Origin of the sequence: Klebsiella sp. MBT K-1 (assembly GCF_002556465.1) — a bacterium.
Lineage (GTDB): Bacteria > Pseudomonadota > Gammaproteobacteria > Enterobacterales > Enterobacteriaceae > Klebsiella > Klebsiella grimontii.
This window is the reverse complement of record NZ_PDEL01000011.1, coordinates 15207-40804: the sequence shown is the minus strand read 5'-3', so window position 1 is coordinate 40804 and position 25598 is coordinate 15207. Positions and strand designations below refer to the sequence as shown.

General features: G+C 55.0%; 33 protein-coding genes and 2 pseudogenes. 18 read left to right on the top strand and 17 right to left on the bottom strand.

The genetic code is table 11. The annotated features are described in order from the left end of the window. The 9 genes from CMQ96_RS17375 to CMQ96_RS17335 form a co-directional block, all read right to left on the bottom strand. Complete coding sequence (locus tag CMQ96_RS17375; protein WP_049084419.1) at positions 1 to 1218, bottom strand: PBECR2 nuclease fold domain-containing protein; 1218 nt, start codon at positions 1216 to 1218, stop codon at positions 1 to 3. Further along, entirely contained in the window at positions 1208 to 2698 is a 1491-nt protein-coding gene (locus tag CMQ96_RS17370) for a DUF935 domain-containing protein (protein ID WP_098067066.1), read from the bottom strand. Before CMQ96_RS17370 ends, CMQ96_RS17375 begins: the two co-directional genes overlap by 11 nt. A gap of 23 nt (positions 2699 to 2721) precedes the next feature. Then, positions 2722 to 4404 carry a hypothetical protein gene (locus CMQ96_RS17365; RefSeq protein WP_064392229.1) on the bottom strand — a complete coding sequence of 561 codons (1683 nt, stop codon included), beginning with the start codon at positions 4402 to 4404 and terminating at the stop codon, positions 2722 to 2724. Beyond that, positions 4404 to 4952, bottom strand: a complete 549-nt coding sequence (locus CMQ96_RS17360; RefSeq protein ID WP_065810886.1) for a phage protein Gp27 family protein — start codon at positions 4950 to 4952, stop codon at positions 4404 to 4406. The genes CMQ96_RS17365 and CMQ96_RS17360 overlap by 1 nt, the downstream gene beginning before the upstream one ends. 1 nt (position 4953) lies before the next feature. Then, the gene (locus CMQ96_RS17355; protein WP_016808585.1) at positions 4954 to 5250 is read right to left on the bottom strand and encodes a hypothetical protein; all 297 of its coding nucleotides are present in this window, start codon (positions 5248 to 5250) and stop codon (positions 4954 to 4956) included. Between the two features lie 10 nt (positions 5251 to 5260). Next, positions 5261 to 5563 (bottom strand): DUF2730 family protein, encoded by a 303-nt coding sequence (locus CMQ96_RS17350; protein ID WP_032742847.1) that lies wholly within the window; start codon positions 5561 to 5563, stop codon positions 5261 to 5263. A gap of 104 nt (positions 5564 to 5667) precedes the next feature. Further along, a complete protein-coding gene (locus CMQ96_RS17345) occupies positions 5668 to 6117 on the bottom strand; it encodes a hypothetical protein (protein WP_098067065.1) in 450 nt (149 codons plus the stop codon). After that, positions 6104 to 6736 carry a transglycosylase SLT domain-containing protein gene (locus CMQ96_RS17340; protein ID WP_176518990.1) on the bottom strand — a complete coding sequence of 211 codons (633 nt, stop codon included), beginning with the start codon at positions 6734 to 6736 and terminating at the stop codon, positions 6104 to 6106. Before CMQ96_RS17340 ends, CMQ96_RS17345 begins: the two co-directional genes overlap by 14 nt. 2 nt (positions 6737 to 6738) lie before the next feature. Continuing rightward, entirely contained in the window at positions 6739 to 7104 is a 366-nt protein-coding gene (locus CMQ96_RS17335; protein WP_098067063.1) for a putative holin, read from the bottom strand. 273 nt (positions 7105 to 7377) lie between these two features. Between CMQ96_RS17335 and CMQ96_RS17330 the strand changes: the two genes are divergently transcribed. Beyond that, positions 7378 to 8148, top strand: coding sequence for a DNA adenine methylase (locus CMQ96_RS17330; protein ID WP_040223804.1), 771 nt, complete (start codon positions 7378 to 7380; stop codon positions 8146 to 8148). Positions 8149 to 8246: 98 nt separating this feature from the next. Here the strand turns inward: CMQ96_RS17330 and CMQ96_RS17325 are convergent, their stop codons facing one another. Both CMQ96_RS17325 and CMQ96_RS17320 read right to left on the bottom strand, forming a co-directional pair. Continuing rightward, positions 8247 to 8948: a hypothetical protein gene (locus tag CMQ96_RS17325; RefSeq protein WP_098067062.1), complete on the bottom strand. Its 702-nt coding sequence runs from the start codon at positions 8946 to 8948 to the stop codon at positions 8247 to 8249. 23 nt (positions 8949 to 8971) lie between these two features. Then, the gene (locus CMQ96_RS17320) at positions 8972 to 9325 is read right to left on the bottom strand and encodes a helix-turn-helix domain-containing protein (protein WP_098067061.1); all 354 of its coding nucleotides are present in this window, start codon (positions 9323 to 9325) and stop codon (positions 8972 to 8974) included. Between the two features lie 99 nt (positions 9326 to 9424). Between CMQ96_RS17320 and CMQ96_RS17315 the strand changes: the two genes are divergently transcribed. The 17 genes and pseudogenes from CMQ96_RS17315 to CMQ96_RS17240 form a co-directional block, all read left to right on the top strand. Continuing rightward, the gene (locus CMQ96_RS17315; protein ID WP_016808596.1) at positions 9425 to 9613 is read left to right on the top strand and encodes a DNA-binding protein; all 189 of its coding nucleotides are present in this window, start codon (positions 9425 to 9427) and stop codon (positions 9611 to 9613) included. A 53-nt stretch (positions 9614 to 9666) separates the two neighbouring features. Further along, positions 9667 to 9972, top strand: coding sequence for a helix-turn-helix domain-containing protein (locus CMQ96_RS17310; RefSeq protein ID WP_040223801.1), 306 nt, complete (start codon positions 9667 to 9669; stop codon positions 9970 to 9972). A gap of 16 nt (positions 9973 to 9988) precedes the next feature. Next, on the top strand, positions 9989 to 10927 hold the full coding sequence (locus CMQ96_RS17305) for a hypothetical protein (protein ID WP_064392212.1): 939 nt from the start codon (positions 9989 to 9991) through the stop codon (positions 10925 to 10927). 65 nt (positions 10928 to 10992) lie between these two features. Beyond that, entirely contained in the window at positions 10993 to 12777 is a 1785-nt protein-coding gene (locus CMQ96_RS17300; protein ID WP_098067060.1) for a DDE-type integrase/transposase/recombinase, read from the top strand. A gap of 12 nt (positions 12778 to 12789) precedes the next feature. Then, positions 12790 to 13959 (top strand): ExeA family protein, encoded by a 1170-nt coding sequence (locus CMQ96_RS17295; RefSeq protein ID WP_098067059.1) that lies wholly within the window; start codon positions 12790 to 12792, stop codon positions 13957 to 13959. Beyond that, positions 13960 to 14232, top strand: coding sequence for a hypothetical protein (locus tag CMQ96_RS17290; protein WP_016808601.1), 273 nt, complete (start codon positions 13960 to 13962; stop codon positions 14230 to 14232). Between the two features lie 12 nt (positions 14233 to 14244). After that, on the top strand, positions 14245 to 14460 hold the full coding sequence (locus CMQ96_RS17285) for a hypothetical protein (protein ID WP_098067058.1): 216 nt from the start codon (positions 14245 to 14247) through the stop codon (positions 14458 to 14460). 16 nt (positions 14461 to 14476) lie between these two features. Then, complete coding sequence (locus CMQ96_RS17280; protein WP_098067057.1) at positions 14477 to 15088, top strand: DUF3164 family protein; 612 nt, start codon at positions 14477 to 14479, stop codon at positions 15086 to 15088. A gap of 77 nt (positions 15089 to 15165) precedes the next feature. Next, positions 15166 to 15351 (top strand): hypothetical protein, encoded by a 186-nt coding sequence (locus CMQ96_RS17275; protein ID WP_025712886.1) that lies wholly within the window; start codon positions 15166 to 15168, stop codon positions 15349 to 15351. Continuing rightward, entirely contained in the window at positions 15352 to 15546 is a 195-nt protein-coding gene (locus tag CMQ96_RS17270) for a hypothetical protein (RefSeq protein WP_040223796.1), read from the top strand. Further along, a complete protein-coding gene (locus CMQ96_RS17265) occupies positions 15536 to 16258 on the top strand; it encodes a DUF2786 domain-containing protein (RefSeq protein ID WP_098067056.1) in 723 nt (240 codons plus the stop codon). The genes CMQ96_RS17270 and CMQ96_RS17265 overlap by 11 nt, the downstream gene beginning before the upstream one ends. Next, the gene (locus tag CMQ96_RS28905) at positions 16255 to 16380 is read left to right on the top strand and encodes a hypothetical protein (RefSeq protein ID WP_255256990.1); all 126 of its coding nucleotides are present in this window, start codon (positions 16255 to 16257) and stop codon (positions 16378 to 16380) included. Before CMQ96_RS17265 ends, CMQ96_RS28905 begins: the two co-directional genes overlap by 4 nt. A 154-nt stretch (positions 16381 to 16534) precedes the next feature. Continuing rightward, positions 16535 to 16717, top strand: a complete 183-nt coding sequence (locus tag CMQ96_RS17260; protein WP_098067055.1) for a hypothetical protein — start codon at positions 16535 to 16537, stop codon at positions 16715 to 16717. Between the two features lie 237 nt (positions 16718 to 16954). Next, a pseudogene (locus CMQ96_RS17255) lies at positions 16955 to 17278 on the top strand (DUF550 domain-containing protein); the annotation flags it as partial. 8 nt (positions 17279 to 17286) lie between these two features. Continuing rightward, positions 17287 to 17721 (top strand): gp16 family protein, encoded by a 435-nt coding sequence (locus CMQ96_RS17250; protein ID WP_098067054.1) that lies wholly within the window; start codon positions 17287 to 17289, stop codon positions 17719 to 17721. A gap of 15 nt (positions 17722 to 17736) precedes the next feature. Next, complete coding sequence (locus tag CMQ96_RS17245; RefSeq protein WP_255256989.1) at positions 17737 to 18099, top strand: Mor transcription activator family protein; 363 nt, start codon at positions 17737 to 17739, stop codon at positions 18097 to 18099. Between the two features lie 144 nt (positions 18100 to 18243). Continuing rightward, positions 18244 to 18774, top strand: a pseudogene (locus CMQ96_RS17240) (LysR substrate-binding domain-containing protein); the annotation flags it as partial. A 308-nt stretch (positions 18775 to 19082) separates the two neighbouring features. On the opposite strand, the gene cobO reads toward CMQ96_RS17240, so the two are convergent. From cobO to CMQ96_RS17210, 6 genes are all read right to left on the bottom strand, one after another. Beyond that, a complete protein-coding gene (gene cobO, locus CMQ96_RS17235) occupies positions 19083 to 19685 on the bottom strand; it encodes a cob(I)yrinic acid a,c-diamide adenosyltransferase (RefSeq protein WP_004133429.1) in 603 nt (200 codons plus the stop codon). 9 nt (positions 19686 to 19694) lie between these two features. After that, positions 19695 to 21347, bottom strand: a complete 1653-nt coding sequence (locus CMQ96_RS17230) for a class I fumarate hydratase (RefSeq protein WP_098067053.1) — start codon at positions 21345 to 21347, stop codon at positions 19695 to 19697. An 11-nt stretch (positions 21348 to 21358) separates the two neighbouring features. After that, positions 21359 to 22360: a glutaminase A gene (glsA, locus tag CMQ96_RS17225; protein WP_004133425.1), complete on the bottom strand. Its 1002-nt coding sequence runs from the start codon at positions 22358 to 22360 to the stop codon at positions 21359 to 21361. A gap of 74 nt (positions 22361 to 22434) precedes the next feature. Further along, on the bottom strand, positions 22435 to 23742 hold the full coding sequence (locus tag CMQ96_RS17220; RefSeq protein ID WP_004133424.1) for a dicarboxylate/amino acid:cation symporter: 1308 nt from the start codon (positions 23740 to 23742) through the stop codon (positions 22435 to 22437). 169 nt (positions 23743 to 23911) lie between these two features. Next, positions 23912 to 24229 carry a DUF4387 domain-containing protein gene (locus tag CMQ96_RS17215; RefSeq protein ID WP_004133422.1) on the bottom strand — a complete coding sequence of 106 codons (318 nt, stop codon included), beginning with the start codon at positions 24227 to 24229 and terminating at the stop codon, positions 23912 to 23914. Further along, entirely contained in the window at positions 24226 to 25596 is a 1371-nt protein-coding gene (locus CMQ96_RS17210; protein ID WP_024358779.1) for an acyclic terpene utilization AtuA family protein, read from the bottom strand. Before CMQ96_RS17210 ends, CMQ96_RS17215 begins: the two co-directional genes overlap by 4 nt. Positions 25597 to 25598: the final 2 nt, after the last annotated feature.

Here is a 25598-nt window from a genome sequence, read left to right as displayed (position 1 = left end):
TCAGTCCTCCCGCGACCACAGGCGGATACCCTGTCGCAGCGACTGCAGCAGCGTATCGTCAGTTGAAATATTACCGGCCCAGCCATCGCGCCCGGTGGCGAACACTACGGACAGTGGGTTCGCCTCACCTTCCTGCTGCAGGCGGGCCAGGTAATAACGCCTCACCAGCGACTGCTGCTCTTCCGGCAACCAGACAATCTGCGCCCAGATTTCATCGGGGTGTTGAATGGTCTCTGCCAGTTTCAGTGCCTGCGCCAGTGTCAGCGGTATCTGACCCTGACCCTCCGGCGATGCGAACATATCGCTGCCAATGGCGATGCGCTGGCCTGTCGGGTCGCGGAACGCCGCGTCCTGATCGCCGGTCGCGCCGAACAGCTGCAGGAAGGCGTCTACCGCGTCAGTATCATCGTCAGGCACCGGAGCCGGACGGGGCGCTGGCAACGGTGCCGCTGTGGCTGGCGCTTCCGCCACCGGCGTGAACGGTCCGTCGCCGACCGGACTGCCGCCACGGGGCGGTGGCACCTCGCTGAAATACCTGCTGCGGCCCGGGGTATGCTCAAACCCCGGGTCAATCCCTTCCGGCACAATAACGGTCCTCGGGCCACCCGGGCTGCGCTGGCCAATCACGCGGGCAATGAATTTAACCGGTGGCGCAGTATCCGGACCGTCTTTGCCCATGCGCCGCAGGTCGTCTTCGGTGCGGGCAATCACGCTGCACTGGCAACCCCAGGCATTGATCGGGAAATGGTAAATCCACCACGGGTCATCTGCCCGCAGCACCATGCCGTTCCAGCCCAGATGCTCCTGGCGGGGATGCTCAACCACATCGCTGTGGACATACTCCCAGTAGGGATGGGTGTCGCGCATGTCCATCAGCTGCTGGTAGCGCCCGGCCATGTAAGCGCTGCGCAGGTTCGTTTCGTAAATAGTGCGGGAGCGCCACTCAAAGCCGCCGTTATAACTCCAGCCATACCGCGCAACGATGGCCGCAAAATCCTTGCGGAAGGTTTCCAGCGTACCACCGTCAAGACTTTTCTCGACTGCGGTACGCAGGTCTGCCAGCAGGGCATCGCGGTTGGCTCCGGCAACCATAAACTCACTGTCATGCGCGGAGCCGTAGACGTCTGTCCAGGCATCGGTCTTCGTGTTGAACTTGCGACGGAAGAATTCGATCTGCTCGCTGAACGGCAGCGAGCCATAGCTGACGTTACCGGCCATTCATTTCCTCCAGCAGATCGTTGCGTCCTGCCAGGGCGGCAGCGGACATGGCTTCACCCAGAATGCGGGCATAGTCATCAAGCGACATATCGGGTATCAGTGCCGTCAGACCGTCGCGCAGCTCGTCGGCGGTCTCAGCAGAGTCAACCAGCGCTTTTATCTGATTGATCCAGCCGTCCATGACCGGGCGCAGTTCGGTATTGAGGCGACCGGCCATCAGCGAGGCGATCTCGTTATGGTCCGGGTCATGCTCCGCAAATGACGACGGCGCAGCGGCGCGGGGGGCAGATGATACCGGCTCAGGCTTCTGCTCCCACTCACCGCCATAGGTCTCTTTAATGGTGGCCAGCGTCGGACGATAGCCGGTGGTCTCGCTGATGGTTTTGTCGCGCTCAGCCCGGTCTTTCAGGTCTTCCGCCTCTTCGAAGACGCGGGACACCACCGGCACTGCGGCATCAGGGAAGTTAAACTCGGTAAACCATTTCCCCGGGCCACGGTTCCAGGACTCGCAGATAACATCCGCATCGGCCTTGACGATGGAGTCCAGTACTTTGTCCTGCAGAGACTCGTTTCCACCGATACCCTTTGCCGCGCCACCTGAGCTGGATATCTGGCCCACCGTCACGCGGCGGATGGCCTCGTTCATCGCGCTGTACATTGCCTGGTAGTCAGCGGCACCGGAACGGGCCGCTGACATCAGTTCGACGCTCATCCCCTCGGGCATAATGACGCCGCTGTCGGTCGAAATGGCCCGGGTCAGCGCCAGCAGGTTACGTTTCTGCTCCGGCGTGGCCCCTTCGGGATGTTTCCCCGCAACGGTCGGCATCCCGAACTTGTCCAGGAAAATCAGCCAGAACTTGATATCGTTGCGTTTGAAGAATGTCGGCCAGTACAGCCAGTGTGCCAGTCCCAGACCGTAGGGTTCATCATCGTGGTCTGCTCCGGTGGAAAATGACCAGAAATATGGCCCTTCGCAGGGCTCACCGGCCATCATATTCTGTGGGGTCAGCAGGCGCAGTTCGCCTTTCGGGCTGAAACGGAAGCGGCGACGGTCGCGGACCTTAATGTCGTCAATCCACAATAAATTATCCCGGACACCATAAATCAGCTCTGACACCGCATAGCCATAGAACACGCCATAGTGCATCAGACGGGTGATGCGGTCGAAGCCCAGCGCGTCTATCTGCTGGCGCATGGCGTCTGCCGCCTCAATATCCACCGGGCGCTCGCCACCGGCCTCAACCTTAATCTCACGGGATATCAGTGCATCCTGACGCTGGCTGAAGGCCGACTTGACCTCATCGTCGCTAAGTACCTCGCGGTATATCTTCAGGTCAGGTGCGCCGCGATGCTGCAGAACGCTGTCATCGGATAATGCCAGCGCACCAATCCACGGGCGGGTGATATCGCGCCCGTCACCGGTCGAGGCAAACTCGCGCCCCAGTTCAGGACGTGATGTGGATGAGGGTTTTGATGGCATTTGTCTTTTTTGTTTTTTGCGACTCACAGGAATCCTCCAAAGTCATTAATGCCACGTACGGTACCGAATCCGGTGTCAGTGAATTCCCCGGCGCTGCTGCTGTCGCCGAAGCCTGACAGCACGCGGAAAATATCGCGCTCACCGGTGGACTCAAACGCTATCTCAGTGGCCAGATTCAGGGCAGCATAGTTCGCCAGGCAACCGGCAATGGCCGTATCGCCGTGACGCACCAGCTCGGGGTCTTTGAGGTCTTTTTTCTCCAGGCTGGCCACCATCGGCACGCCATCGATGTTTTCCACTGCCCGCAGGTCCTGTGCGGTGTTCTCATCGCGCGGCAGGATGATCATGCTGTCCTCAAACAGTCCGGTGAATTTCGGCATCCAGAAGCCATACCACTTGCGGTTCAGGCTAATCTCCGCGATACGCGGGCGACCATAGCGGTCAGCGGTGTACTCGGCCAGCACCATCCCCGGCCCGGTGGCATCCATCGCACCGCCTGACTGGCGGGGAAGATGCTCGATAAGCCAGAACAGGATCTGCTGCTGCAGCGCTGAAGGCACGTTGTTCAGCTCCAGCAGGAACGGGACATCGCGGCACAGGTTCTGCATGATGGCCATCGGTACGATGGAGGAGAAGTGACGGTGGCGGGCGAAGTCCATACCAAACACGTGGCGCAGCTCCGGGTTCAGGGTTTCTGCCATCACCGGGCGCAGCTCCCTGTCAATCCAGTCATTACCCCATGCCGCTCGCTCTGCCTCGGTCATATGGATAAAGTCATCATCCAGCGCGAGACGGATGACGGGCCGTTCCTCCGGCATGGCCCGTTCGATCCAGACACCGGGAATACAGATACCGTTACCGTCACGCGGGATGGCGTCCAGCTCCTCGCGCATCGCCGCTTTACGCGGGCCATAGGCGTTACGGATACGGTTATACCAGGTCTTTTTCCCCTCGACGGTTGCCGCTTCGCCTTTCATGGCGCAGACCCGCTCAAACAGGCCATTGGCGACAGCATCATCAAAGGTCACGGTAAATACGGCGGCATCATCGCCATAGCGGCCCGCCTCAATATCATTACAGAACTGACAAAACGGGTTGTTCTTACCGTTATGGGAACTGATGATAACGATACGCCCCCCCCAGATAAGCAGTGCGGTCGCTGCATCCAGTACGCCCTGCACATCCTGGTGGAATGCCGCTTCGTCGATAACCACCACGCCCTGCAGACCTCGGATGTTGGCCGGACGGGAAGAGAGCGCAGCCACCTGGAACCCGCTGGCGAAGCGGACGCGATAGGCAGCAATCATCCGGGTATTACCCTGTTCGTCCTGGTCTTCGAAAAGGAACTCTTCAATCGCTGAGACGTCCTGCGCCTGCTGGGCTGCGATGACGCGGGCGAACTTGGCCACGTAGCCAATGAACTCCAGCCCTTTCTCTTTGGTATCGCCGATGTAATAGACGTTATCACCGCCAGCCACTTTCTGGGCACCGGCTATCAGAGTGGAATTCAGCCCCCATGCGAAGGTGATACCGGTACGTCGCCCCTTCGGGATAGCCAGAATGGACACATCAAATTTGAGGCATTCGACCTGGTGGGCCATCAGCACACCGTCAGCAAACGGGTTGAAGCCGAACGGGATTTCCCGGGCCCGCGCCGGAAGCTCGTCCCATTCAACGGTACGGATGGTGGACGCTAATGGTTTCATCACTTGATCCCCAGGACACGCTCGCGCCAGAACTGTACCTGGTCTTCGCTTAACCCCTGCGCTCTGGCGGTCTCTTTCAGATTCTCTTCCTGCTCGCGCAACAGACGCTCGCGGGCGGCACGTTCAATCTCGCGGCGCTCATCGAGACTGGCCTTGCGCGACTGCAGGACGTCTTTGGCGGCACGGGCAAGATGGCGCACCGTGTCGATGTCCGGGTCTTCGGCCTGCTGAGCGGTAAAGGCGGCATGGGTGGTGAGTGTGGTGACGGCCTGAACCATCAGGGCTCCGGCGCGTTCGTCGGGATTCTCTCCCAGCTCACTCACCAGCAGGCGGGCCATCTGGTCCTGCTCGCGCATGCGACTGACCATTTCGCCAAACGTCTGCTTATAACGACCCAGCGCACTGCGGCTGGGTGCGTCCTCGCCCGGGAAGTGTTCGTGAATGTCAGCCAGCAGCTCATCCAGCGTCATACGGTCTTCCCGCAGGCGGCGCTCGATATGGGCGCGGACGTCAGGCTCCAGACGGTGAATCGTGGACTTTCTTCCCATATCAGCCCCCCGCGCCGGGACGCTTCACGCCAGGCACAATCGCCCGACCCGCAGCCACATCAGCGCCGCGTTCGGTCAGGCGGGCAACCAGCACCGTTCCGATATCTTCAACCGTCACCAGACCCTGCTCTTCAAGCCAGCGCAGCTCTGATTTAATCTGGTCGCGGCTGGGCGCATGGCCATAGCGGGTCAGTGCCTGGTAAATGACGGAACTGTTGGAGCTGTAGCTCGGCATTTCGGATAAAAAACGCAGCATGACGAGGCGCTGGTCCTCACGCAAAAAACTGGCAAAGTTCATGGGTCCTCCGTTATTTCTTCTGCAGCAGATAGGCTTCAATATTCTCAGTACGACGATAGGTGGCCGCTATCTGCTCCTGCATCCCGTGCATCTGGGCTTCAGTACGGCTCAGTTTTGCGATGAGCTCGGTGATTTGCGACTGCGTTGGCACCGATTTAATTTGCGCCTCAACGGTGGTGATGCGGGTGCGCAGCTCCAGCAATTCCTTCTGACTGGCGGACTGGCGACCAATCAGCCAGGTATAGACACCGACCACCGCCATCACTGCCCATTGCAAAAATGCCCAGTCGAATCTCAGTTCATTTATTCCCACAGTTACCCTCCTGGGCACACTTGATGACTTCAACCAGCTGACCGGCGCACAGGCCATACTGGTCATATAACTGCTTCTGAGCCACCGCGAGATCGTCCATGCCGCTACTTGCCGGAAACACCGGACGGGGACATGGTACGGTCATCCTCGCTGGCAAGACCCGAGGAAGCGGCTGTTGCTGCTCTCTCCCGGGCTCCGGCGAGTTCCTGCATGACGTCAGCATCAAACCTGCAACCAGCACGACTGGCAGCGTTCTTTTTGAGAGCCTCACGAATGGCCTCCGTAGATTTTTCATCCGCCTGCTGGCGGGCGTTGATTTGTTGTGCCAGTAAGGTGCTGGCCTGATTCGCCTGCGCAGTCAGTTGCCTGGCCCCGTCGATAAACTGATTCAGGGAATCGGCGGCCTGTTGAGTCTTCTGATTCGCGACCTCAATGCGCACATCCGCTTCCCCGCGTTCGTATCCCTGACGCCAGATAAACCAGACCGACCCCAGTATCAGCGCTCCCCACAACAGATAACGGGCGATCACTTTCACCCATTCAGTCGAAGTCATGACATTCTCCCGGTCCCCAGCCCGCCGTAAGATAGCGCGGTTGCCAGGTGTAGATTATTTTCAGGGGGTAACCCCGGTTCTCGCGAAAGTTGGCAGCGCTGCGGCCCGCATTCACCTTTTCGACCTGGTTCCAGTAACGACTGGCATCCAGCCCGCGACTGGTGGCCAGCTTCCGGTCTTTCTGGACCCAGCCCAGACCGCCGTTATAGGCCGACAGCGCAAAAGCCATGCGGTCACAGTCGCTGGCGGTGCCGGTGATACGCTGCCAGTGCCAGTGGTTGTACTGCACCAGCGCCCGCATGGACCATGACGGGTTGTACGGCTGATGGTCTTTCAACTGCTCAGGGTAAATACCGGCAATCCAGCTGGCAGTGGCGGGCATAAACTGCGCCAGCCCCTGTGCCCCGACCGGAGAACGGGCGCGGGCATTCCACTGTGATTCCTGATGAATTTGGGCGGCGAAGGTGGACACTGGGGCGTTGAGCCCCCAGACAGCACGGGCATTGCGGGTCAGCTCGCGCTGGTATTGTCGGGCCTCAACCGGAATGCTGGCCGCAAAGACCGGGTGACAACCACTCAGCAGGCAAAGCAGGATGAGGGACAGCGCGAGTCGGATCATTGTCAGAGCCCCATCGTCACGCCGATACAGATCGCCGCGACAATCAGTGCCCGTCGCAGCAGAACAGCGGCAAAAATCAGCTCGTAACCCGTTGCCACGGGGAACTCAGGCTCATTGCGGTTCACCGGTACCGGCTTGCCGAGATTCTCTTTCCAGTCATCTATCAGATAGCTACCCGGACTGGCATAGGGAAACAGTGCCCGATCAAGGTGGTAGCCGAGAATGGCAGCAATGGAAACCAGCGACAGCTTATACAGTGTGACACCGAGCTGTTCCGGGGAAATGATGGCGATAGCTGCCAGCAGCGCAACGGCAAGGACGATCCAGTTGCGCAGCCGCTGATGGCGGACCTTGTGAAGTAGTGACATATGGTTCTCCTGAAGAAGGCCAAAAGGCTGAATAAATCAGGAGTCAGTGTGCGGTATGTCGGGGTAAGGAGTAATTTGCCCCCGGGCAGAATATTTGCAGAGGTACAAAGGTCAGGATGATAAGGCAAAGAAAGAGCGGCCTGCAGGATGCGCGAACATCCCGCAGGCCAGTAACGCACAGCGCATTCCTGTGAGTCACATCATGGCTCAGTCCGTCTCGCGAGACAGATTAAGCCTACTGCATTTTCATTCAATGAAAAAGGCTTACAGAATATGAAATCTCAGTTTTTGCCGGTATTACCGTGGATGGGGGGCAAACGCCGCCTGGCCAGACATATTCTTCCGTTATTTCCGTCACACACCTGCTACGTGGAGCCGTTCTGCGGCGCGGCGGCTCTGTACTTCATGAAAGAGCCCAGCAAGGTTGAGGTCATCAATGATATTCACGGCGAGCTGATTAACCTGTACCGGGTGATCAAGCATCACCTTGATGAGTTTGTCCGGCAGTTCAGATGGGCGCTGGTCAGTCGCCAGATATACCGCTGGATGAAGGATACCCCGGAAGAAACACTGACCGACATTCAACGGGCGGCCCGCTTCTTCTACCTGCAGAAACAGGCTTTTGGCGGCAAAGTGGCCGATCACACCTTTGGCACCACAACTACCAGTGCACCACGCCTTAACCTGCTGCGCATCGAAGAAGAACTGTCGCTGGCTCACCTGCGACTTTCCAGAACCACCATTGAGCACCTTGACTGGGCTACCTGCATTAAGCGGTACGACAGGCCACATACGCTTTTTTACTGTGATCCGCCGTACCTGAAAACGGAGGGATATGGCGTCGAATTCAGGCTGGAGGAATACGAGCGCATGGCGGAACTGGCACGAACCATCAGCGGGAAAATGGTTATATCGGTGAACGATATTGAGGAAATGAGGGAAACCTTTGCCGGGCTGCGGATTCAGACAGTCGATATCCGCTACAACCTCCAGACAACGGGTAAAGCTGAACTGAAGCGAGAGCTAATTATCTGCAATTTCTGATTAGTTTGACTAAAAGGCCACCATATATAAGTGGTGGCCTATAAATTGAAGGCGATCTCGTTATCGGAACAGTTGCACTATTGACAACCTGAAACAGATTAAAATATATGAAACTCACTTATCTCCCCAGAATCATTGTTCACAACACAACGAACACTATGCAAATCCATCTCATGTGGTGTTGATGTCGGTACAAAGAATTCATTATCGCCATACCACTCAAGAATTGTATCACCACCAACGGATTGGGCTTCAACCACTGGCACATCTCCTTTAATTTCTATTGAGGAAAGTATCTTATCTCTGCAAAGCTCGAAGGGCGTCTTCCAGCTAACACCAGAATATGTAGGTTTACGCTCATTGGTGATACAAAGTTTGTTCCAGTATCGTTCTTCAAAAAGCGTTTGCGGGTGGGTTGTTTTGTTCGAATCCTTTGTAGCCCGACGAGACTGGTTGTCGTCACCTTCAACAACGAAACTCAAGGGGGTAAAAGTTGATTTTTGGGGGCCAGTGAACACCTTGACGACAAAACGTTGTTCACCGCTGTAAGCGCCGAAGAGGTTCTTGCCATTCACGAAACCACAGATATTTTGAACATAAGGATCAGCAGAATCAGTAACTGTCTGTACGTCACGAAACTTTGCAGAGTCTGGGTCACGCATTTGTTGCGCCAAGTAATTAGTTCCGGCTTTTTGAGCATTGTCACAACCGGAGAGAATCAAGGTCGAAACAATAATTAAAAGAAGGAGAAAAAATCTATTTCCCATAAAAAAACCATATTGAATTCGAACGGTATCCATGTTCCATGCCCTTAACTCAAAGATTAGCCTGACTTTTTCATGAGACCGATCTGTTGCGCAACTTCAGCGGCAGTAGCCTCAATGATTTTTTTGCCAGCTTCATCTGTATTCTCGTAATTATCAAGCAAAGCCGACTGACGTTTAGTTAGTGAAGATTCTGTCGTAACTGTTGGTAGCGACGCATTCCTCATACCTGTAACTATGTACAAAACATCTATCCCCATAGCAGACAGTGCAGATAACTGCACTGCATTTGGTGATGTCCTTCCCTTTTCCCAATCAATCAACGTTCTCTTTGCTATTTCAATAGCATCCGCCAACCCTTGCTGTGTAAGGGCTAACCGCTCTCTTTCTTCTTTAATACGCAAACCGATCATGTGAGTTTTTCTGCACTTTAAAATTGACTGGTGAGGTTTTCTGCACCATAATCTAACACACATAAGGCAAACATCATTGCATCAATAAAGGGGACAACGATGACTGCAGAACAAGTCAAATCACTCTTTCGCCAGCGGGGGATCACTTTCACCCAGTGGGCTGAAGAGCATGGCTACTCCCGGAATGAGGTCTACCGGGTACTTAATGGCCAGACCAAAGCCAATTACGGTAAATCGCACGAGATCGCCGTCAAGCTGGGGCTCAAACCCGGCAACGTTGCAGCCTGAAGAACCTGCAATAAGTGTAACAGTGTTTCATATATAGAAAAGAGGTATGTGACATGAGCAAGGTAATCACATCCACATCCGGTGGCCGTATCCTGCGGGTTCTCAAAGCGCTCAAAGGCTCTTCACTCAGTGGCCGTTCCAACAGCGAACTGGCGAAAGCACTGGATGAGTCTCCGGCCAATATCAACCGCGCCCTCAATACCCTGATAGACGAAGGGCTTGCCCAGAAGCTCGATAACGGCAGGTTTGCACTTAGTGTGCAGGTTCTGCAGATCGCTGTTGCCCATAGTAATGAAATTGCCCGCGCTCAGGGGCGTATTGATGAACTGAATCAGCGCATTATCGCTGGCAGTCGCTAATTAAGGATAAGCAAGAATGGCCCGAACTAAGCAACAAACCACTGAACTGGCACCTGATGCAACCCTCAGCCCTGAACTGGAAGCCACCCAGAATCTGATGGCCACTGTTAGCAGCCAGATGAATGACGAACGAGACCTGCTAAACCAGCTACTGGGTCAGGCTCAGATGGCTGATGCGTTTGAGCAATTTTCCCGAACGGTTCGGACTTCTAAACTGGCTTTTGTTAAGGAAAACAAGCTATACCGCAACCTCAAAGGCAAGAAGACACCGAACGGTTCGGAGTTTTCGGGCACATGGGATGAGTTCTGCAGTGTGCTCGGAATATCTGCGGATAAAGCCGATTTGGATATTGCCAATCTTACCGCCTTCGGCGAAGAAGCCCTGGAATCCATGTCCCGCATGGGCATCGGCTACCGCGAACTGCGCCAGTTCCGCCGCCTGCCGGAAGACCAGAAAAGCGCCCTGATTGAGGTGGCTAAAGAAGGTGACAAAACCGCGCTGCTTGAGCTGGCCGAAGAGATGATCGCCAAACATGCCCGCGAGAAGGAAGAGCTGAAGACCGACCTTGAAATCAGTCGCCAGATGCTGGCCGAGAAAAAAGAAGAACTCGGCACGATGCGCAATGAAAAAGAGGAACTTAAATCCCGCCTGGTTCGCCGCACCACCACTGAAACACCGGACGAAGAAGGCGTGGCGCTTGAAACGGAAGTCACCGGCTTTAAAAGCGGAGTTCTCAGCGCGTTCTTTGACCTTAAAAGCGGTTTCAACGCCCTGACCGAGCACACCGAACGCACCGGCATCAACCATACCGGCATGATGGCGGGCCTACTTGATGACCTTCAGGCGCAGTTTGAAGAGCTGCGTCAGGAATTCAGCCTGCCGGAAGCCCGCGAAACCAGCGTGATACCGGACTGGGTAAAAGAAGCACAGCAAGAGGATGAAAATAATGGATAAAACCACCGCTGTTATTGCCTCACCAGAGGCGCAGGGCACTTTGCTGCGCCGCTAAGGGGGATGCAATGAATCCAGTACTGACTCAACGTCTTGTTGCCATCGCCGAAGCGGCCAGCGCTGCCGGGCATGGCAAAAAAGAAGCAGTGTATCAGGCAGCCTGCGAGGAATTGTGTATGTCACGTGCCACATTGCTCAAAAAACTGAATGCCGTCCGCCTGCAGAAGCCGAGAAAACAGCGCTCTGACGCCGGTGATTCCGCGCTGACCCGCGAGGAGGCGATGACCATTTCCGGCACTCTGATGGAAACCATCCGTGGGACGGGTAAACGTACCCTCAGCGTGGAAAAAGCCATCAACAGCCTGCGTGACAACGGTCTGATCGTCAGCGGCAGGCTTGATGAGACCACCGGTGAGATTGTGCCGCTGTCGGCCAGCGCCATTATCCGCGCCCTGCGACAGTACCGCCTGCACCCTGACCAGCTGCGGGCACCGGCTCCGGCAGTGCAGCTGGCCAGCCGCCACCCGAACCACGTCTGGCAGCTGGATGCGTCTATCTGCGTTCTTTATTACCTCAAGAACCCGGCCAAAGGGGTTAAAGGTGATACCGGACTGCGCATCATGGATGAGAAAGAGTTCAACAAGAATAAACCCTCCAACGTGGCCAAAGTCGTCAATGACCGCGTCTGGTCTTTTGAAGGAACCGACCACACCACCGGGTGGATCTACCTGGAGTACCGCTTCGGCGGCGAAACCACCGAGAACTTCACCTCGGTGCTCATCAATATGATGCAGGAGCGCGGCGGCGCTGACGTGCTGCACGGGGTGCCGAAGGTACTGTTCACAGACCCCGGCGCAGCCCTGAAGTCCCCCACGATGGGCAACCTGTGCCAGGCGCTGGGTATCAGGCTGATTGCGCACAAAGCCCGCAACGCCCGGGCCACCGGCTCGGTGGAAAAAGCCCGTGACATTCTGGAACGGGATTTCGAACATGGCCTGCGCTTCTGCCGGGTGGAGAGCATCGACGAACTGAACCGCCTGGCGCGTCTGTGGCGGATGAAGTTCAACCGCACGGCCATTCACAGCCGTTACGGCATGGCCCGCACGGATAAATGGTTGCAGATCACCGAAGAGCAGCTGGTCAAGGCCCCCTCTGTTGAGGTCTGCCGTGAAGCAGCGGTGTCAGCGCCGGTCAGCTGTAAGGTGGACAGCTTTATCCGGGTACGTTTCCGGGGGCGGCAGTACGACGTTTCCTCTGTGCCGGGTGTCTGTGTGAATGACCGGGTGATGGTTGCCCGCAACCTCTACCGGGACGATCAGGCTCAGGTGGTGATGACCGGTGAGGATGGACTGAAATCGTTCTTCCTGGTTGACGAGGTGCAGAAAGACGAACACGGCTTTGCTGTTGATGCCCCGGTTATCGGTGAGAGCTTTAAACCGCTGCCCCAGACCGTTGCCCAGCAGCATCTTGATGAAGTTGAGCAGCACGTCTTCGGCACGACCAGTAAGGAAGAAACCGAGGCCGCGAGAAAAGGCAAAGCCCTGCCGTTCGGGGGCCGTTTCAACCCTTATCTTGATATTGAACGCGACGATCACCCGACCTACCTGCCAAAACGCGGCCAGGAAAGTCTGGTTCGAGGCCCGCGCATCGAGCAGCGTCCGTTATCCCATGTTGAGGCGGCAAAATTACTGCGTGAGCGTCTGACGGCAACTGGCCATAACTGGTTCCCGGAACACTACGCGCAGCTGGTCAGCCGCTTTCCGCAAGGCGTTCCGGCAGAAGATATTGATGCCATCGCGCAGGAGCTGGCCGGGAACAAAGCGCCACGACTCAGCATCGTTAACGGCCATTAACGGGAGGCACCCATGCTGGTACTGAAAGACCTGATGAAACAGCACGGTATTGAACAGACGGAAGTCGCTGCAGCAGCAGCGGTTTCGCAGCCCGCCGTTTCACAGCTGATTAACCACGGCATCTGGCCGAAGCGTCGCCCTGAAGAAGTGCGGCAGAAGATTATGACATTCCTGGCATCACGCGGGCTCGGGGAGGAATTATCCCGGGCGTTTGATGAGGTACTGACGGCGGAACCCGCCAGTACCTCCGTCCCGCAACAGGCAAATAACGAAGAGGACGAAAATATGTTACTGGCAAAACAGGTATTAAATCCAGTCACCAAAAAGCAATTCGGCATTTTCCGTGACCCGTTCGCGGATGACGCCATGCAGAGTTCAGAGGACGTGTTCACCACGCCTGATATTCGCTATGTCCGCGAGGCACTGTATCAGACGGCCCGTTTTGGCGGATTTATGGCGGTTATCGGGGAATCTGGCGCGGGGAAAAGCACGCTGCGCCGCGACCTGATTGAGCGTATTCACCGCGAAAATGCGCCGGTCATCATCATTGAGCCCTATATTATCGCGATGGAAGACAACGACAACAAAGGGAAGACCCTGAAAGCGGCCAGCATCGCCGAAGCCATCATTAACACCATTGCGCCTCTGGAGAACGTCAAACGCAGTCAGGAGGCCCGTTTTCGCCAGTTACACCGCGTACTGAAGGACTCCAGCAACGCCGGTTACAGCCACGTTCTGGTGATTGAGGAGGCACATTCACTGCCGCTGCCCACACTGAAGCACCTGAAGCGCTTCTTTGAGCTGGAGCATGGCTTTAAAAAGCTGCTGTCCATCGTGCTGATTGGCCAGCCGGAACTGGCGATGAAGCTGTCCGAACGTAACCAGGAAGTCCGTGAGGTGGTTCAGCGCTGCGAAGTGGTTGAATTGCTGCCACTGGACACTGAGCTGGAACACTTTCTGAAGTTCAAATTCGAACGTGCCGGAAAACCAATAACTGATGTGCTGGATAACACCGCTGTCGACGCCATCCGTGCCCGCCTCAGTAACAATATCGGCGGTCGCAGAGGGGTTGTCAGCCTGTTATATCCTCTGGCGGTCAGCAATCTTGTGATTGCAGCCATGAATATGGCGGCACAGCTCGGTGTTCCGGTTGTTAATGCCGACGTTATTAAGGCGGTTTAAATGAAAACAATACCGAACGTTAATAAACAGCTGGCTGATTTGATGAATGCCATTGCGGCACTCAATGCAATGAATACGCCTGTCACCAGCATCATGATTTATTCAGGAAAGCCGGTTATTCGTGTTTCTCGCGACAGTCCGTGCGTCAGTCATTTCAGGGGGAAAAAGTCGGGCTATACCATGACCGGTATTGACCATCAGGGACGTTATCGCCAGGGGGAAGTTGAGATTTATGGTTGCAGGGTTATCTGGTCAGAATCATTACTTCACTAAAGGAAAATCAATATGGCAATAAAATTTGAGATTTATATCGCGCTTACTCCCAGAGGGGGTATTTATTGCAAAATGCAGGGCGCAAACACTAATGATGCATGCGAACGTGAATTATCCATACTGGAATCATTGAAACCTTGCGTTGAGGAGTCTGTTCTCAGCGAGCTTAAAAATAGCGGTTATCGGGTAGAAGAGGATATTTTAATGCCCGGCGGAAAATCACATTAAATATCGAGGCCATATTATGACGACGATTAATCAAGATGAATATATGAAAGACCGTAAAGGTCGGCTGGTTCCGATAAGCCAGATTTCTGATTACGATCTGGCAATGGACAGTTTTGTCCGGGAGCAGGTTGCTGCGGCGAAGACCAAGAGTGCTGAGCTGAGTGAATTTAAAGACCGTGCATTTAACGAATGCTATGCCTGGCTTGACCTTGTGGCAGAAAAATTCGGCAGAACGCGAGGCGGTGCCAAGGGCAATGTGACATTCCCCACTTTTGACGGTAGCCAGCAAATTACCATCCGTGTACAGGAAACACTGACGTTCGGGCCGGAGCTGCAGATAGCCAAGGAACTGTTTGATGAATGTGTTACCGACTGGTCGAAAGGTGCTAATGCCAATCTGCAGGCGATTGTCACCGATGCCTTCCAGGTTGATAAAGAGGGGCAGCTTAATACCGGGCGTATTCTCTCCCTGCGAAGGGTAAAAATTCAGGATGAGCGCTGGATTAAGGCAATGGATGCGATATCGGAATCGCTGCAGGTGGCCATGTCCAAAACCTATATTAATTTCCGGGAGAAAGATAAGTCCGGGAAGCTGGTTAATATACCGTTAGATATCGCTGCCATTTAATTTATTTCTCCGTTTATTTTTAATCCGGCGTCAGTGCCGTGGGATTCTGCACGCCGGATTTAGCAATAGGACTATTTATGCTGACATTAGCCGGTTTTATTTTACTGGTATCAGCCTGCGGAACAGATGCCTGTGACGCACTGCCTGTTACTGAAGATATCTATCTGAATAAGCAGTCCTGCGAGCTGGTCGCAGACGTCATTCATGAGCGCTCACCGGGCGCTTTATTGATTTGTGGGGAAGTCTGGCGGGAGGAAGAATAAATGTCTCTGTTATGCAAACGTTGTGACAATCCGGTCGATGATCTGGATTTTGAAAAAGCGACCATTATGAAAAACTCGGATGGTACGTGGTGTGTCGATCTGACGCTGAAATGCCCTTACTGCGTGCTTTCTTATAAAGCCATTATTCCCACCGCTGAATTACAACCTCTGACAGGTGATGAAAATGACAAATGAAACTGAAAAGTACCTGGCTAAAATCAAAAAGCTCCTGAATCTGGCCCGTCGCAGCTCGAATTCTCATGAAGCGGCCACTGCGCTCAATCAGGCGCAGGCATTGATGCGTAAACACAAGCTGAGCCAGAATGATATCGATCTGATAGATATCACCAGCAAGGCCAGTAAAGGTGCGCCATCCCATGCACAAAGCATCCCCCGTTATATGACGTTTCTGGGCCAGTTAATTTGCCGTGCTATGGGTGTTAACTGCTATTACTCTTTCCGCCGCAACTATATGAACAGCCAGAACCAAAATACCGTCATTTTTTATGGTCCGGATGAGCGCCCGGAAATTGCCGCTTATGCCTTTGATGTGCTTTCCCGCCAGATGGTCAAAGCCCGCCGTACCTTTATTAGCTCTCTGCGTAAGAATATAAAGCCTTCCACTAAAACAGCCCGCGCAGACCAGTTCTGCGAAGGGTGGGCTGAAGGTGCGTATCAGGCTATAGAGCCATTTATAGTGACTGAAACCGAAGAAACATTGATGGCGAACTTTCTGGCAAAGATGAAGAAAGAGCAGGAGTTATCCGATCTGAAACCCCGTGAAGCTAAAAAATGCCGGGGTGATCAGGATGCAGCGGAAGCGGGATTTAACGAGGGATTAAAAGCGCGTTTAAATCACGGCGTATCCGGTAAAGATTCTGCCCTTTCTCTGGAGTACAAGTCATGAAGCTGACTGTCGGTAATATCCTTTTATTGTGCGTGCTGGGCTGCATCGTCATCTGGGTTGCAGTCGGGTTTATCGGTTATTACACCGTTATCGCTGCTCTGGATTATTTTAATAAACCGTAAGAGGTTTTCATATATGAATAAAAAACTCATAGCTGATGCCTCCCGGTTTCAGTCGTCGCGGGAGCGTAAAGAATTCTGGTGGTTAATTATTGGCACAGTAACAGGAACTTTAATGCTTTTCTTTATTTTTAACTTAGTCTGAAGAGGTTAAATCGTGAAAACTATCATCGTAACACTGGAGATCGATGTTCCTGATAATGCCACTGACAAGGACATTTCAGACTGGGTTGATGTTGAATATGGCCAGTGCGGAAGTCGAAAACTGGATAATCCATGCATGGCTAATTGCGGTGATGCGACAGAATTATTCCGTCACTCCTGGAAATATGAGGTCTAATCTATGAACACCAAAAAATTAACCATAGTGTGGCTACAGCAAACAATTTCTGACATCCAAACCAGACGCGATAACGGTTCAGTAAGTTGGGATGACGAACGTGAAAATATACTGCAAGCGTTTGAAATAGCATTGGCCGCAATGGGCAGCGAGCCGGTTGGTGAATTCTACGAGGATGGACCGCTAAACTGGTATCAAATTTCCGATGGCGACCGAGTTCCATCCCACAGGCGTATCCCGCTCTATCGTCACGCGCAGCCAACGCCGGAACGCGACCAGGTACGCCACGAGCACGCCGAATGGTCACAGGATACGTTCGGCAACGTCGGCCCCGTTGGCCCACTAAAACATCTCAGCAAAGAAGCGCTGGAAGCTGCAGCAGAGCCTGGCGACCTCTCGGAGTGGGCTGATATGCAATTCCTGCTGTGGGATGCGCAACGCCGTGCTGGCATCACTGACGAGCAGATTACCCAGGCGATGATCGAAAAACTGGCGGTGAATAAAACGCGGCAGTGGCCTGAACCGAAAGATGGTGAACCGCGTTTGCATATTAATCAGGAGGCAGGCAAATGATTAGAACTCAGCTGATTAAAATCATCCATGTAGCAAAGCGTGAGCTGCGAATGGATGAAGATACGTATCGCCAGTTACTGAACACCTACGCTGGTATTGAATCCACGCGAGAAATGGATATCAAACAGCTGAACCAGATCCTCGATGCGATGAAAAAAATCGGGTTTAAGGTCCGGACTCAGAAGAAAGAGAAGCTGACGGCCACCGACGACCAGTCGAAGAAAATTCGGGCGCTGTGGCTGGAAATGGCTGACGAAGGTTTTATTCACGACCGCACCGAACGGGCAATCAACGTCTACGTGCATCGCATTACGGGCGTCAGCCGCCTTGACTGGCTCAATACATCGGCAGCAAGCCGTGTGATTGAGACACTGAAGCAGTGGCAGACTCGCGAACGTAAGGCTCTGGAAGAACTTCAGGGCGCAAAGTGATTTCTGGAGGTCACCATGACAACACCAATGGAGCATAAGCGGCATAAACTGCTGTCTGAAGTTGCCGACCATGTTACTGAGACCGGCGTTGATTACGGTTTATCATCCGAACAGGCTGAACAATTGGGGCTGGCTGTGGCAGATTTTCTGGCATCTCACTTTGGCGGGCAAAACTTCACCTTTCCTCGTGACTACGCATATAAGCTGTCTCTGCGTGATATGCAGATTTATGAAAAGTTCCGGGGGAACAACTGGGCTGAGTTAAGTACGAAATATGGCATTACTGAACGGGGGTTACGGAAGCTGATTCACCGAGTACACAAACAAGTGATGGCTCACCGCCAACCACAGTTGTTTTCCTTTGGTGATAACGAGTAAAATTATGGGCAGATGAAGAAATTTCTCTGCCCGATTTCTTTTTCACTGTATGTAATAGTTTTACAGTAACAATCCCAATAAATCCTCGAGACAGCCACAGAATCCCACAATTATCTCGCTTATCCCTGTTCATTTATCTCACTTCTAATCAATATTCATTCGCTGGCGAATATTGGCGATTTTCTTAGCCGCGAGTACGATGCCGCCATTATGCGCGAGGATTTTTGCTCGCCGTGGGCGGAGGTTGAGTATCTGTTCGAAGAGGAAATTCTGCCGGTGTGCGGCTGCGGGCTGCTGCCCGAACCCGGGCAGAAGCTGGCGGTGGAGGAGCTGCTGAGCGAGTTTCCGCTGCTGCATCAAAGCACGCGAATTCACGGCTGGCAGGAGTGGTTTGCGCTGTCGAATATCACCAGCCCGCAGATCAACATTGGTCCGCGTTTTGACCTGCTCTCGATGCTGATTGCGGCGGTGCGTTCGAACCTGGGCGTTGCGTTGCTGCCGCGTTTTGCTATTCAACATGACCTGGATAGCGGCGAGATGGTGATCCCCTGCGATGTGCCGATTCGTACCGGAAACCGCTTTATTATGACGTGGCAGGAGGATAAAGCGGAATCCCGGCATCTACAGGTATTCCGCGAGTGGCTGCTGCAAAAATCGGTGGTGTCGGCTGCCTGATGGCGTTTCGCAGAACGCTGTGAACCCGTAGCCCGGTCAGCGCAGCGCCACCGGGAAGAAACCGCGCCGAGGTATCAGGCCGGGCACTTTCCCCGGAGGCGGCGCTGGCGCGCCTGTCCGGGCTACCGTCCCGCAGAACGCTGTGAACCCGTAGCCCGGTCAGCCCAGCGCCGCCGGGAAGAAGCCGCGCCGAGGTACCAGGCCGGGCGCATTCCCCGGAGGCGGCGCTGGCGCACCTGTCCGGGCTACCGGCCCGCAGAACGCTGTGAACCCGTAGCCCGGCTAAGCGCAGCGCGAGCCGGGTAAGACTACCAGTCAATTCCTACCTGCGCCTGAATGCCCTTGTCAAAGGCATGCTTTACCGGGCGCAGCTCACTGACCGTATCGGCAAGCTCAAGCAATCGGGCGTGGCAGCCGCGGCCGGTGACAATCACGTTCTGCCCGGGCGGACGATTGACAATAGCGGCAATCACTTCCTGAGTATCCAGATAGCGATACGCCAGCATATAGGTGAGTTCATCCAGCACCACCAGATCGTAGCCCGGGTCGGCCAGCATCCGCTTGCTCTCATGCCATACGGCCGACGCCGCCTCAATATCCGCCTCCCGGTTTTGCGTTTCCCAGGTAAAACCGGTACCCATGATGTGAAACTCAACGCCGAGCGGTTGCAGAGTGTTGTATTCACCGTTATCCCACTGGCCTTTGATGTACTGCGCGACGCCGACGGTTTTACCATGCCCGACGGCGCGCGTTGCGGTGCCAAAGGCGGCAGTGGATTTGCCTTTACCGTTGCCGGTAAAGACGATCAGAATACCTCTTTGCTCTGTAGCCGCCGCCACGCGGGTATCAACCTGCGTTTTCAGCTTTTGCTGGCGCTGACGGTGGCGGTCGGGATTTCCACGCGCGTGCATAAACCCTCCTTAATGCCCCGCCGGGCAGGTTGCGCAGCGATGCTGATGCTCGAACTGGCTGAAGAAGTTATTGCCTTTATCGTCGACCAGCACAAACGCCGGCAGGTTATCGACTTCCATCATCCACACCGCTTCCATCCCCAGCTCCGGATACTCAAGGCAGCGTAAACTTTTCACATACTGCTGCGCCAGCAGGGCCGCCGCGCCGCCAATACTGCCGAGATTAAAGCCGCCGTGTTTATGGCAGGCGTCGGTTACCTGCTGGCTGCGGTTGCCTTTGGAAAGCATGATGAGACTACCGCCTGCCGCCTGGAAAGCATCGACGTACCCATCCATGCGTCCGCCAGTGGTAGGGCCGAGTGAGCCGCAGGCCAGATTATTCGGCGTTTTCGCCGGGCCTGCGTAGTAAACGATATGATTGCGCATGTACTCCGGCATCGGTTCGCCGTTATCGAGGCGCTCTTTGAGTTTGGCATGGGCGATGTCGCGGGCGACGACGATCGGACCGCTCAGCGACAGTCGGGTGCCCACGGGCAGCGTTGACATCTCGCGGAGAATTTCGCGCAGCGGCCGGTTCAGATCGAGCTGAACGCTTTGAGCCCCGTTTTCGATACGCTGAGAATCAGGGATAAACTTGCCCGGATTATGCTCCAGCTTCTCCAGCCAGATGCCGTGTTTGTTGATTTTGGCTTTGATGTTCCGGTCGGCGGAGCAGGAAAGGGCCATTGCGATCGGGCAGGAGCCACCGTGCCGCGGCAGGCGAATCACGCGAATATCATGGGCGAAGTATTTGCCGCCAAACTGCGCGCCAATGCCGAACTCGCGGCTGGCTTTGAGCAGCACCGCTTCCAGCGACGTATCGCGAAACGCCTGCCCCAGTTCGTTTCCGCTGGTCGGCAGGTTGTCGTAATATTTTGTCGAAGCCAGTTTGGCAACCTTCAACGCCTGATCGGCCGAGAGACCGCCCACAACGAAGGCGATGTGGTACGGCGGACAGGCGGCGGTGCCCAGCGCTTTCATCTTTTCAGTCAGAAAGGCGGTGAGTTTTTCCGGCTGCAGGATAGATTTTGTTTCCTGAAATAGCGCGGCTTTGTTCGCCGAACCGCCGCCTTTATTGACGAAAAGGAAGCGGTATTCGCTCCCCGGCGCGGCGCTGATGTCGATCTGCGCGGGCAGGTTAGTCTGCGTGTTGACCTCAGTGTACATATCAAGGGGGGCATTTTGCGAATAGCGTAAATTGTTTTCCTGAAAGGTGGTGTAGATGCCCTGGCTCAGGGCCTCAGCGTCGTTGCCGCCGGTCCAGACGTTCTGGCCTTTGCTCGCGACGATGGTGGCGGTCCCGGTATCCTGGCAGTTTGGCAGCACGCCTTTTGCTGAGACTTCGGCGTTGCGCAGCAGCTGTAGCGCAACGTATTTATCGTTGCTGCTGGCCTGCGGGTCGTGCAGGATGCTGGCGATCTGCTTTAAATGCCCGGCGCGCAGGAAAAATGAAGCCTCATAAAATGCCTGCTGAGCCAGCAATGTTAACGCTTCCGGCGCAACCTTGATAACCTCTTCCCCATCTAACTCTGTCACTTTAACATATTGATTTGTTAGTAATTCATATTCGGTATTATCGTTACTCTGAACAAAAAGTTCCTGCCAGACAAAGGGTTTCGACATTTTACTTCTCACTATTTCGCTATAAAGAGATTGGCCTGCGTCGCATGCGCGACATACTCGATGGTCTGCTGGGCGCGGACGCTGTTACCGGCTGCATCCAGCGGAGGAGAGTAGACGGCGATAGCGTATTGCCCGGGAACGACGGCGACCATTCCGCCGGCGACCCCCGATTTCGCCGGGATACCGACGGTGTAGAGCCATTTGCCGCTGCCGTCGTACAGTCCGGCAATCGCCATTTCCGCCAGCACCTGCGGGACGTAGCGTTCATTAAGCAACTGCTTGCCGTTGAACGGCGATTTGCCCTTATTGGCGAGTACGGCCCCCATTTTGGCGAGCTGCTCGACGGTGACATCCACCGAACACTGGCGGGTATAGATTTCGACGGCTTCCTGAGGGTCGCCATAAAAGCTGTGGTATGACTTCATCAGCATCGCCAGCGCCTGGTTATGCTGGTTGGTCTCCATTTCGGATTGAAATACCGGCTCATTAACGCGCAGCGAGCTATCGGCCCAGGCGTTAAGGTTGTTGAGAATGTTGTTCCAGCGTTCGGTTTTGTCTTTCGCCGCAATCAGGCTCACGGTACTCATGGCGCCGGCGTTAACCAACGGGTTCTCCGGCGCGCCTTGCGTGAGCTCCACGGCTAAGCCGGAGTTAAAGGGCAGGCCGGTGGCATTGGCGCCAAGTTTATCCAGCACCTCCTGCGGCCCGCGCTGTTCCATCGCCAGCGCCAGGGTGAAGACTTTGCTCAGGGATTCCATCGGAAAGGCTTTTTTCACGTCGCCGGTCTGGTAAATTTTGCCTTCGACCGTGGCGAGCGTAATGGCGAAATTATTCGGGCTATAGCTCGCCAGAGCAGGGATATAGTCGGCGACTTTACCATCGTGGTTGCTCTTATATTTCTGATGCGCCTGCTCGATAATGCTGGCGTAGTCCGGCTCGCTTTGCGCCTGCGCGGCGGCGCCAAACAGTAAGCTGGCGGTTAAGATGCAGGCGCCGAGAAATTTTACGTTCATGGTGTGTCCTGTTGGGATGATTGGAGGGAACCGGGCCGGACGTATCCGGCCTGGGGCTCATAGCCATGTTGCTGTCAGGACATCGCCACTTCGGACGTTTCGCTGGCAGGGCGATCCTGCTCCGGTTTTTTGACCGGGGCGGTGCCGCGGCAGCCTTCACCGTAATGCTCGCCTTCCCAGCGGCCAACGATGGCGGCGCCCATGGCGTTACTCATCACGTTGGTGGCGGAGCGTCCCATATCGAGGAACGGATCGACTCCCATCAGCAAAATCAGGCCCGCTTCCGGAATGTTGAACTGGTTCAGCGTAGCGGCGATAACCACCATTGACGCGCGCGGCACGCCCGCCATTCCTTTCGAGGTCAGCATCAGGATCAGCAGCATGGTGATCTGCTCGCCCATGCTAAGATGGACGTTGCAGGCCTGGGCGATAAACACCGTGGCGAACGAGCAGTAGGCCATGGAGCCCACCAGGTTAAAGGAGTAACCGATGGGCAGGACGAAGCTGGCGATTTTGGAAGAGACGCCAAATTTTTCCAGCTTATCGAGGGTGCCTGGGAAGGCGGCTTCTGAGCTGGATGTGGTGAAAGCCAGCAGCGCGGGCTCGAAGATCGCTTTGGTCAGACGGCTGATGCACGGGCCGACAATCACCGTCGACAGGCCAATCAGGATCGCCCACAGCATGCCCAGCGTCAGGTAGAACTCGCCCATAAAGATCCCGGCGCTGACCATCACGCCCAGACCGCGTTCGGCAATCAGCCCGGAGATGGCGGCGAAAACGGTCAACGGCGCGAACAGCATGACGTATCCCGTTAGCTTCAGCATCACGTGCACCAGTGAATCAAGCACCTTCACGATGGGCTCGGCTTTTTCGCCGATCGCCGCCAGGCTGCAGCCGAGGAAAATGGAGAACACCACGATTTGCAGAATTTCGTTGCGCGCCATCGCATCAACGATGCTGGTTGGCACCGCGTGCGAGATAAACACTTTCAGGGTGAAGGGTTCGGACTGAACGGCGGCCACGGCTCCGGCATCGTGGGGGACGAAGTTGATGCCCGCGCCTGGCTGGAACAGATTGACGATCACCAGACCCAGCGCAATCGACAGCAGCGAGGCGCAAATAAACAGGAAAAAGGTTTTAGAGAATATGCGCCCGAGCGTTTTCGCATCGCCCATTTTGGCGATACCGACCACCAGCGTTGATATTACCAGCGGGGCGATAATCATTTTTACCATGCGTAAAAATATAGTGGTAAAGATGGAGATATCCTGCGCATAGGATTTTGCTGTATCTGCTGATGCCATATTATTAATGATCACCCCGGCAATCATGCCGAGTATCAGGCCTAATATGATCATTTTGGTTAAACTTATTTTTTTCATATTTACTCCATCGGAACAGGGTTAGTCGGTGAAGTGGTGTAGGGCGGCGTACGCCCGCGCCAGGTAGCAGCGCAGACGTACGCCTGTGGTGACCAACCGCATAAATTGTCTGGAATACAGTGATACAGCGAAATCCTGTACCCCAATGGATGTTGTTGTATTTTAGAAATTACAGGTCGAACTCAATACTTAATAACGGCGCATGCTGCTGAGCGCCATAAACATCATTGTCTCCGACGTTGCCGGAAATAATAGTCCGTGGCATGACGATTTTTACCGCGTTGGCCGGATCGAACCAGACAATACGATGAATAAAATCAGGCTTCACGTTATATAAACCGGCAATGAGCTGCGGAGTTAATAGTTCAGAACGTTTTACCCGCTGATAATCCTCCCGGGTTTTAAATAAAATATCTAAAACCAGTTCGTACGGTCCGGCGTTTTTGGAACGGATCACCTGCGCCAGTGAGCATAGGGATTGTTTCATGCCTGAACTCCTTCTGGCGTCACCTGTTCGATATGGAAGTCAAAGCGCAGCGCGTCGCTGGCTTCAATCAGGTGATAAATTGAGAACTCGTATACCGGGCCGCTCTGAATATCGGAAGGCGAGAACGGGAAGGCGAGGTTGCCCGCGGTCGCAATGCGGTTTTCATAGCCGTAGTGCAGCAGGGTAGAGCGCACCAGCGAGCAGACGCTGTTGGCGATATCCTGGGTCGGCGCAACGACATCGAGCAAAATGCCCAGTTCATGCCCGGCGGTTTTCATCGGCTCGTGATTGCCCATCACGCCGTTTTTTCCATACAGATGGAAGGTCATGCGGATGCTGTCGTCAGCGAGCGAGAGGTTGCGCTTAACGCTGGCCTGTACCTCTTCGAGAATCGTGTCGATCCCGGCAATCATGATCGGATCGCGCGTTCCGGCAATGGTCAGGCAGCGGAAGCCGACCTGGCGTGCGCCTTCCAGCTTCAGCGCGTACGGCGTCGTTTCATGACGAGAACCGCTGACGTACACTTCGCCCTCGTTGACGGCTGTGAAGGTGCATCCTTTCAGGTTCAGCACGCCGCCCGGACCGGGCAGGAAATACGGATCGGACTTCTCGTACAGCGTATGCGCCGCCGCAGACGTTTCGGTAAACTTACGCTTTGGATTGAACGCTTTCAGCGTAAAGCCGTTGTCGTCGATAATCCCCATAGCGCAATCGGATCCGGAGCCCGGCGTGGCGGCTATGGCCGCGCACTCGAGAATTTTGCCGCAGTGCAGGGCCAGACCTTCATCAAAGCCCTGCATGATCGGCAGCGCCGCGAAGCAGGCCGGATCGTACGCCCGCCCGCCCAGCACTACCTGGGCGCCGGCCTTCAGCGCCCGCTGGAAGGGTTCGATCCCCATCTGGGCGACGATATAGGTGCTCTCTTCAATGGCCTCATGAGTCAGCTCCGGCACAAAATCCAGGGCAGTGATTTTGCCGTTATCCAGCGCCTGATGAACGATCGCTTTATCGACATCAGACGGAATCAACGCCAGGGAGAATGACAGATGTTCTTCCTGCGCAATCTCATGGATTATCTGCCGACACCACTCCAGATGCGGCGCGGCGCCGGATCCTCCGGCGGTGCCGATCACCACCGGGATATTGTTTTTCACGCCGGCCACGATCATATAGCGCAGATCGCGTTTCACCCCGGCCCGGTCGGTAAAGGGTTTGCCCGCCCCCAGGTAGTGGGGGCCAGGATCGGATGAACCGGCGTCAACGGCAATCAGATCCGGCGACTCTTCCATGGCTTTACGAAAGCTCTCTTCCGGGAAGCCATAGCCGAGGATAGCCGTGGGCGATAAGATCTTAAAGGTACGAGCCATCT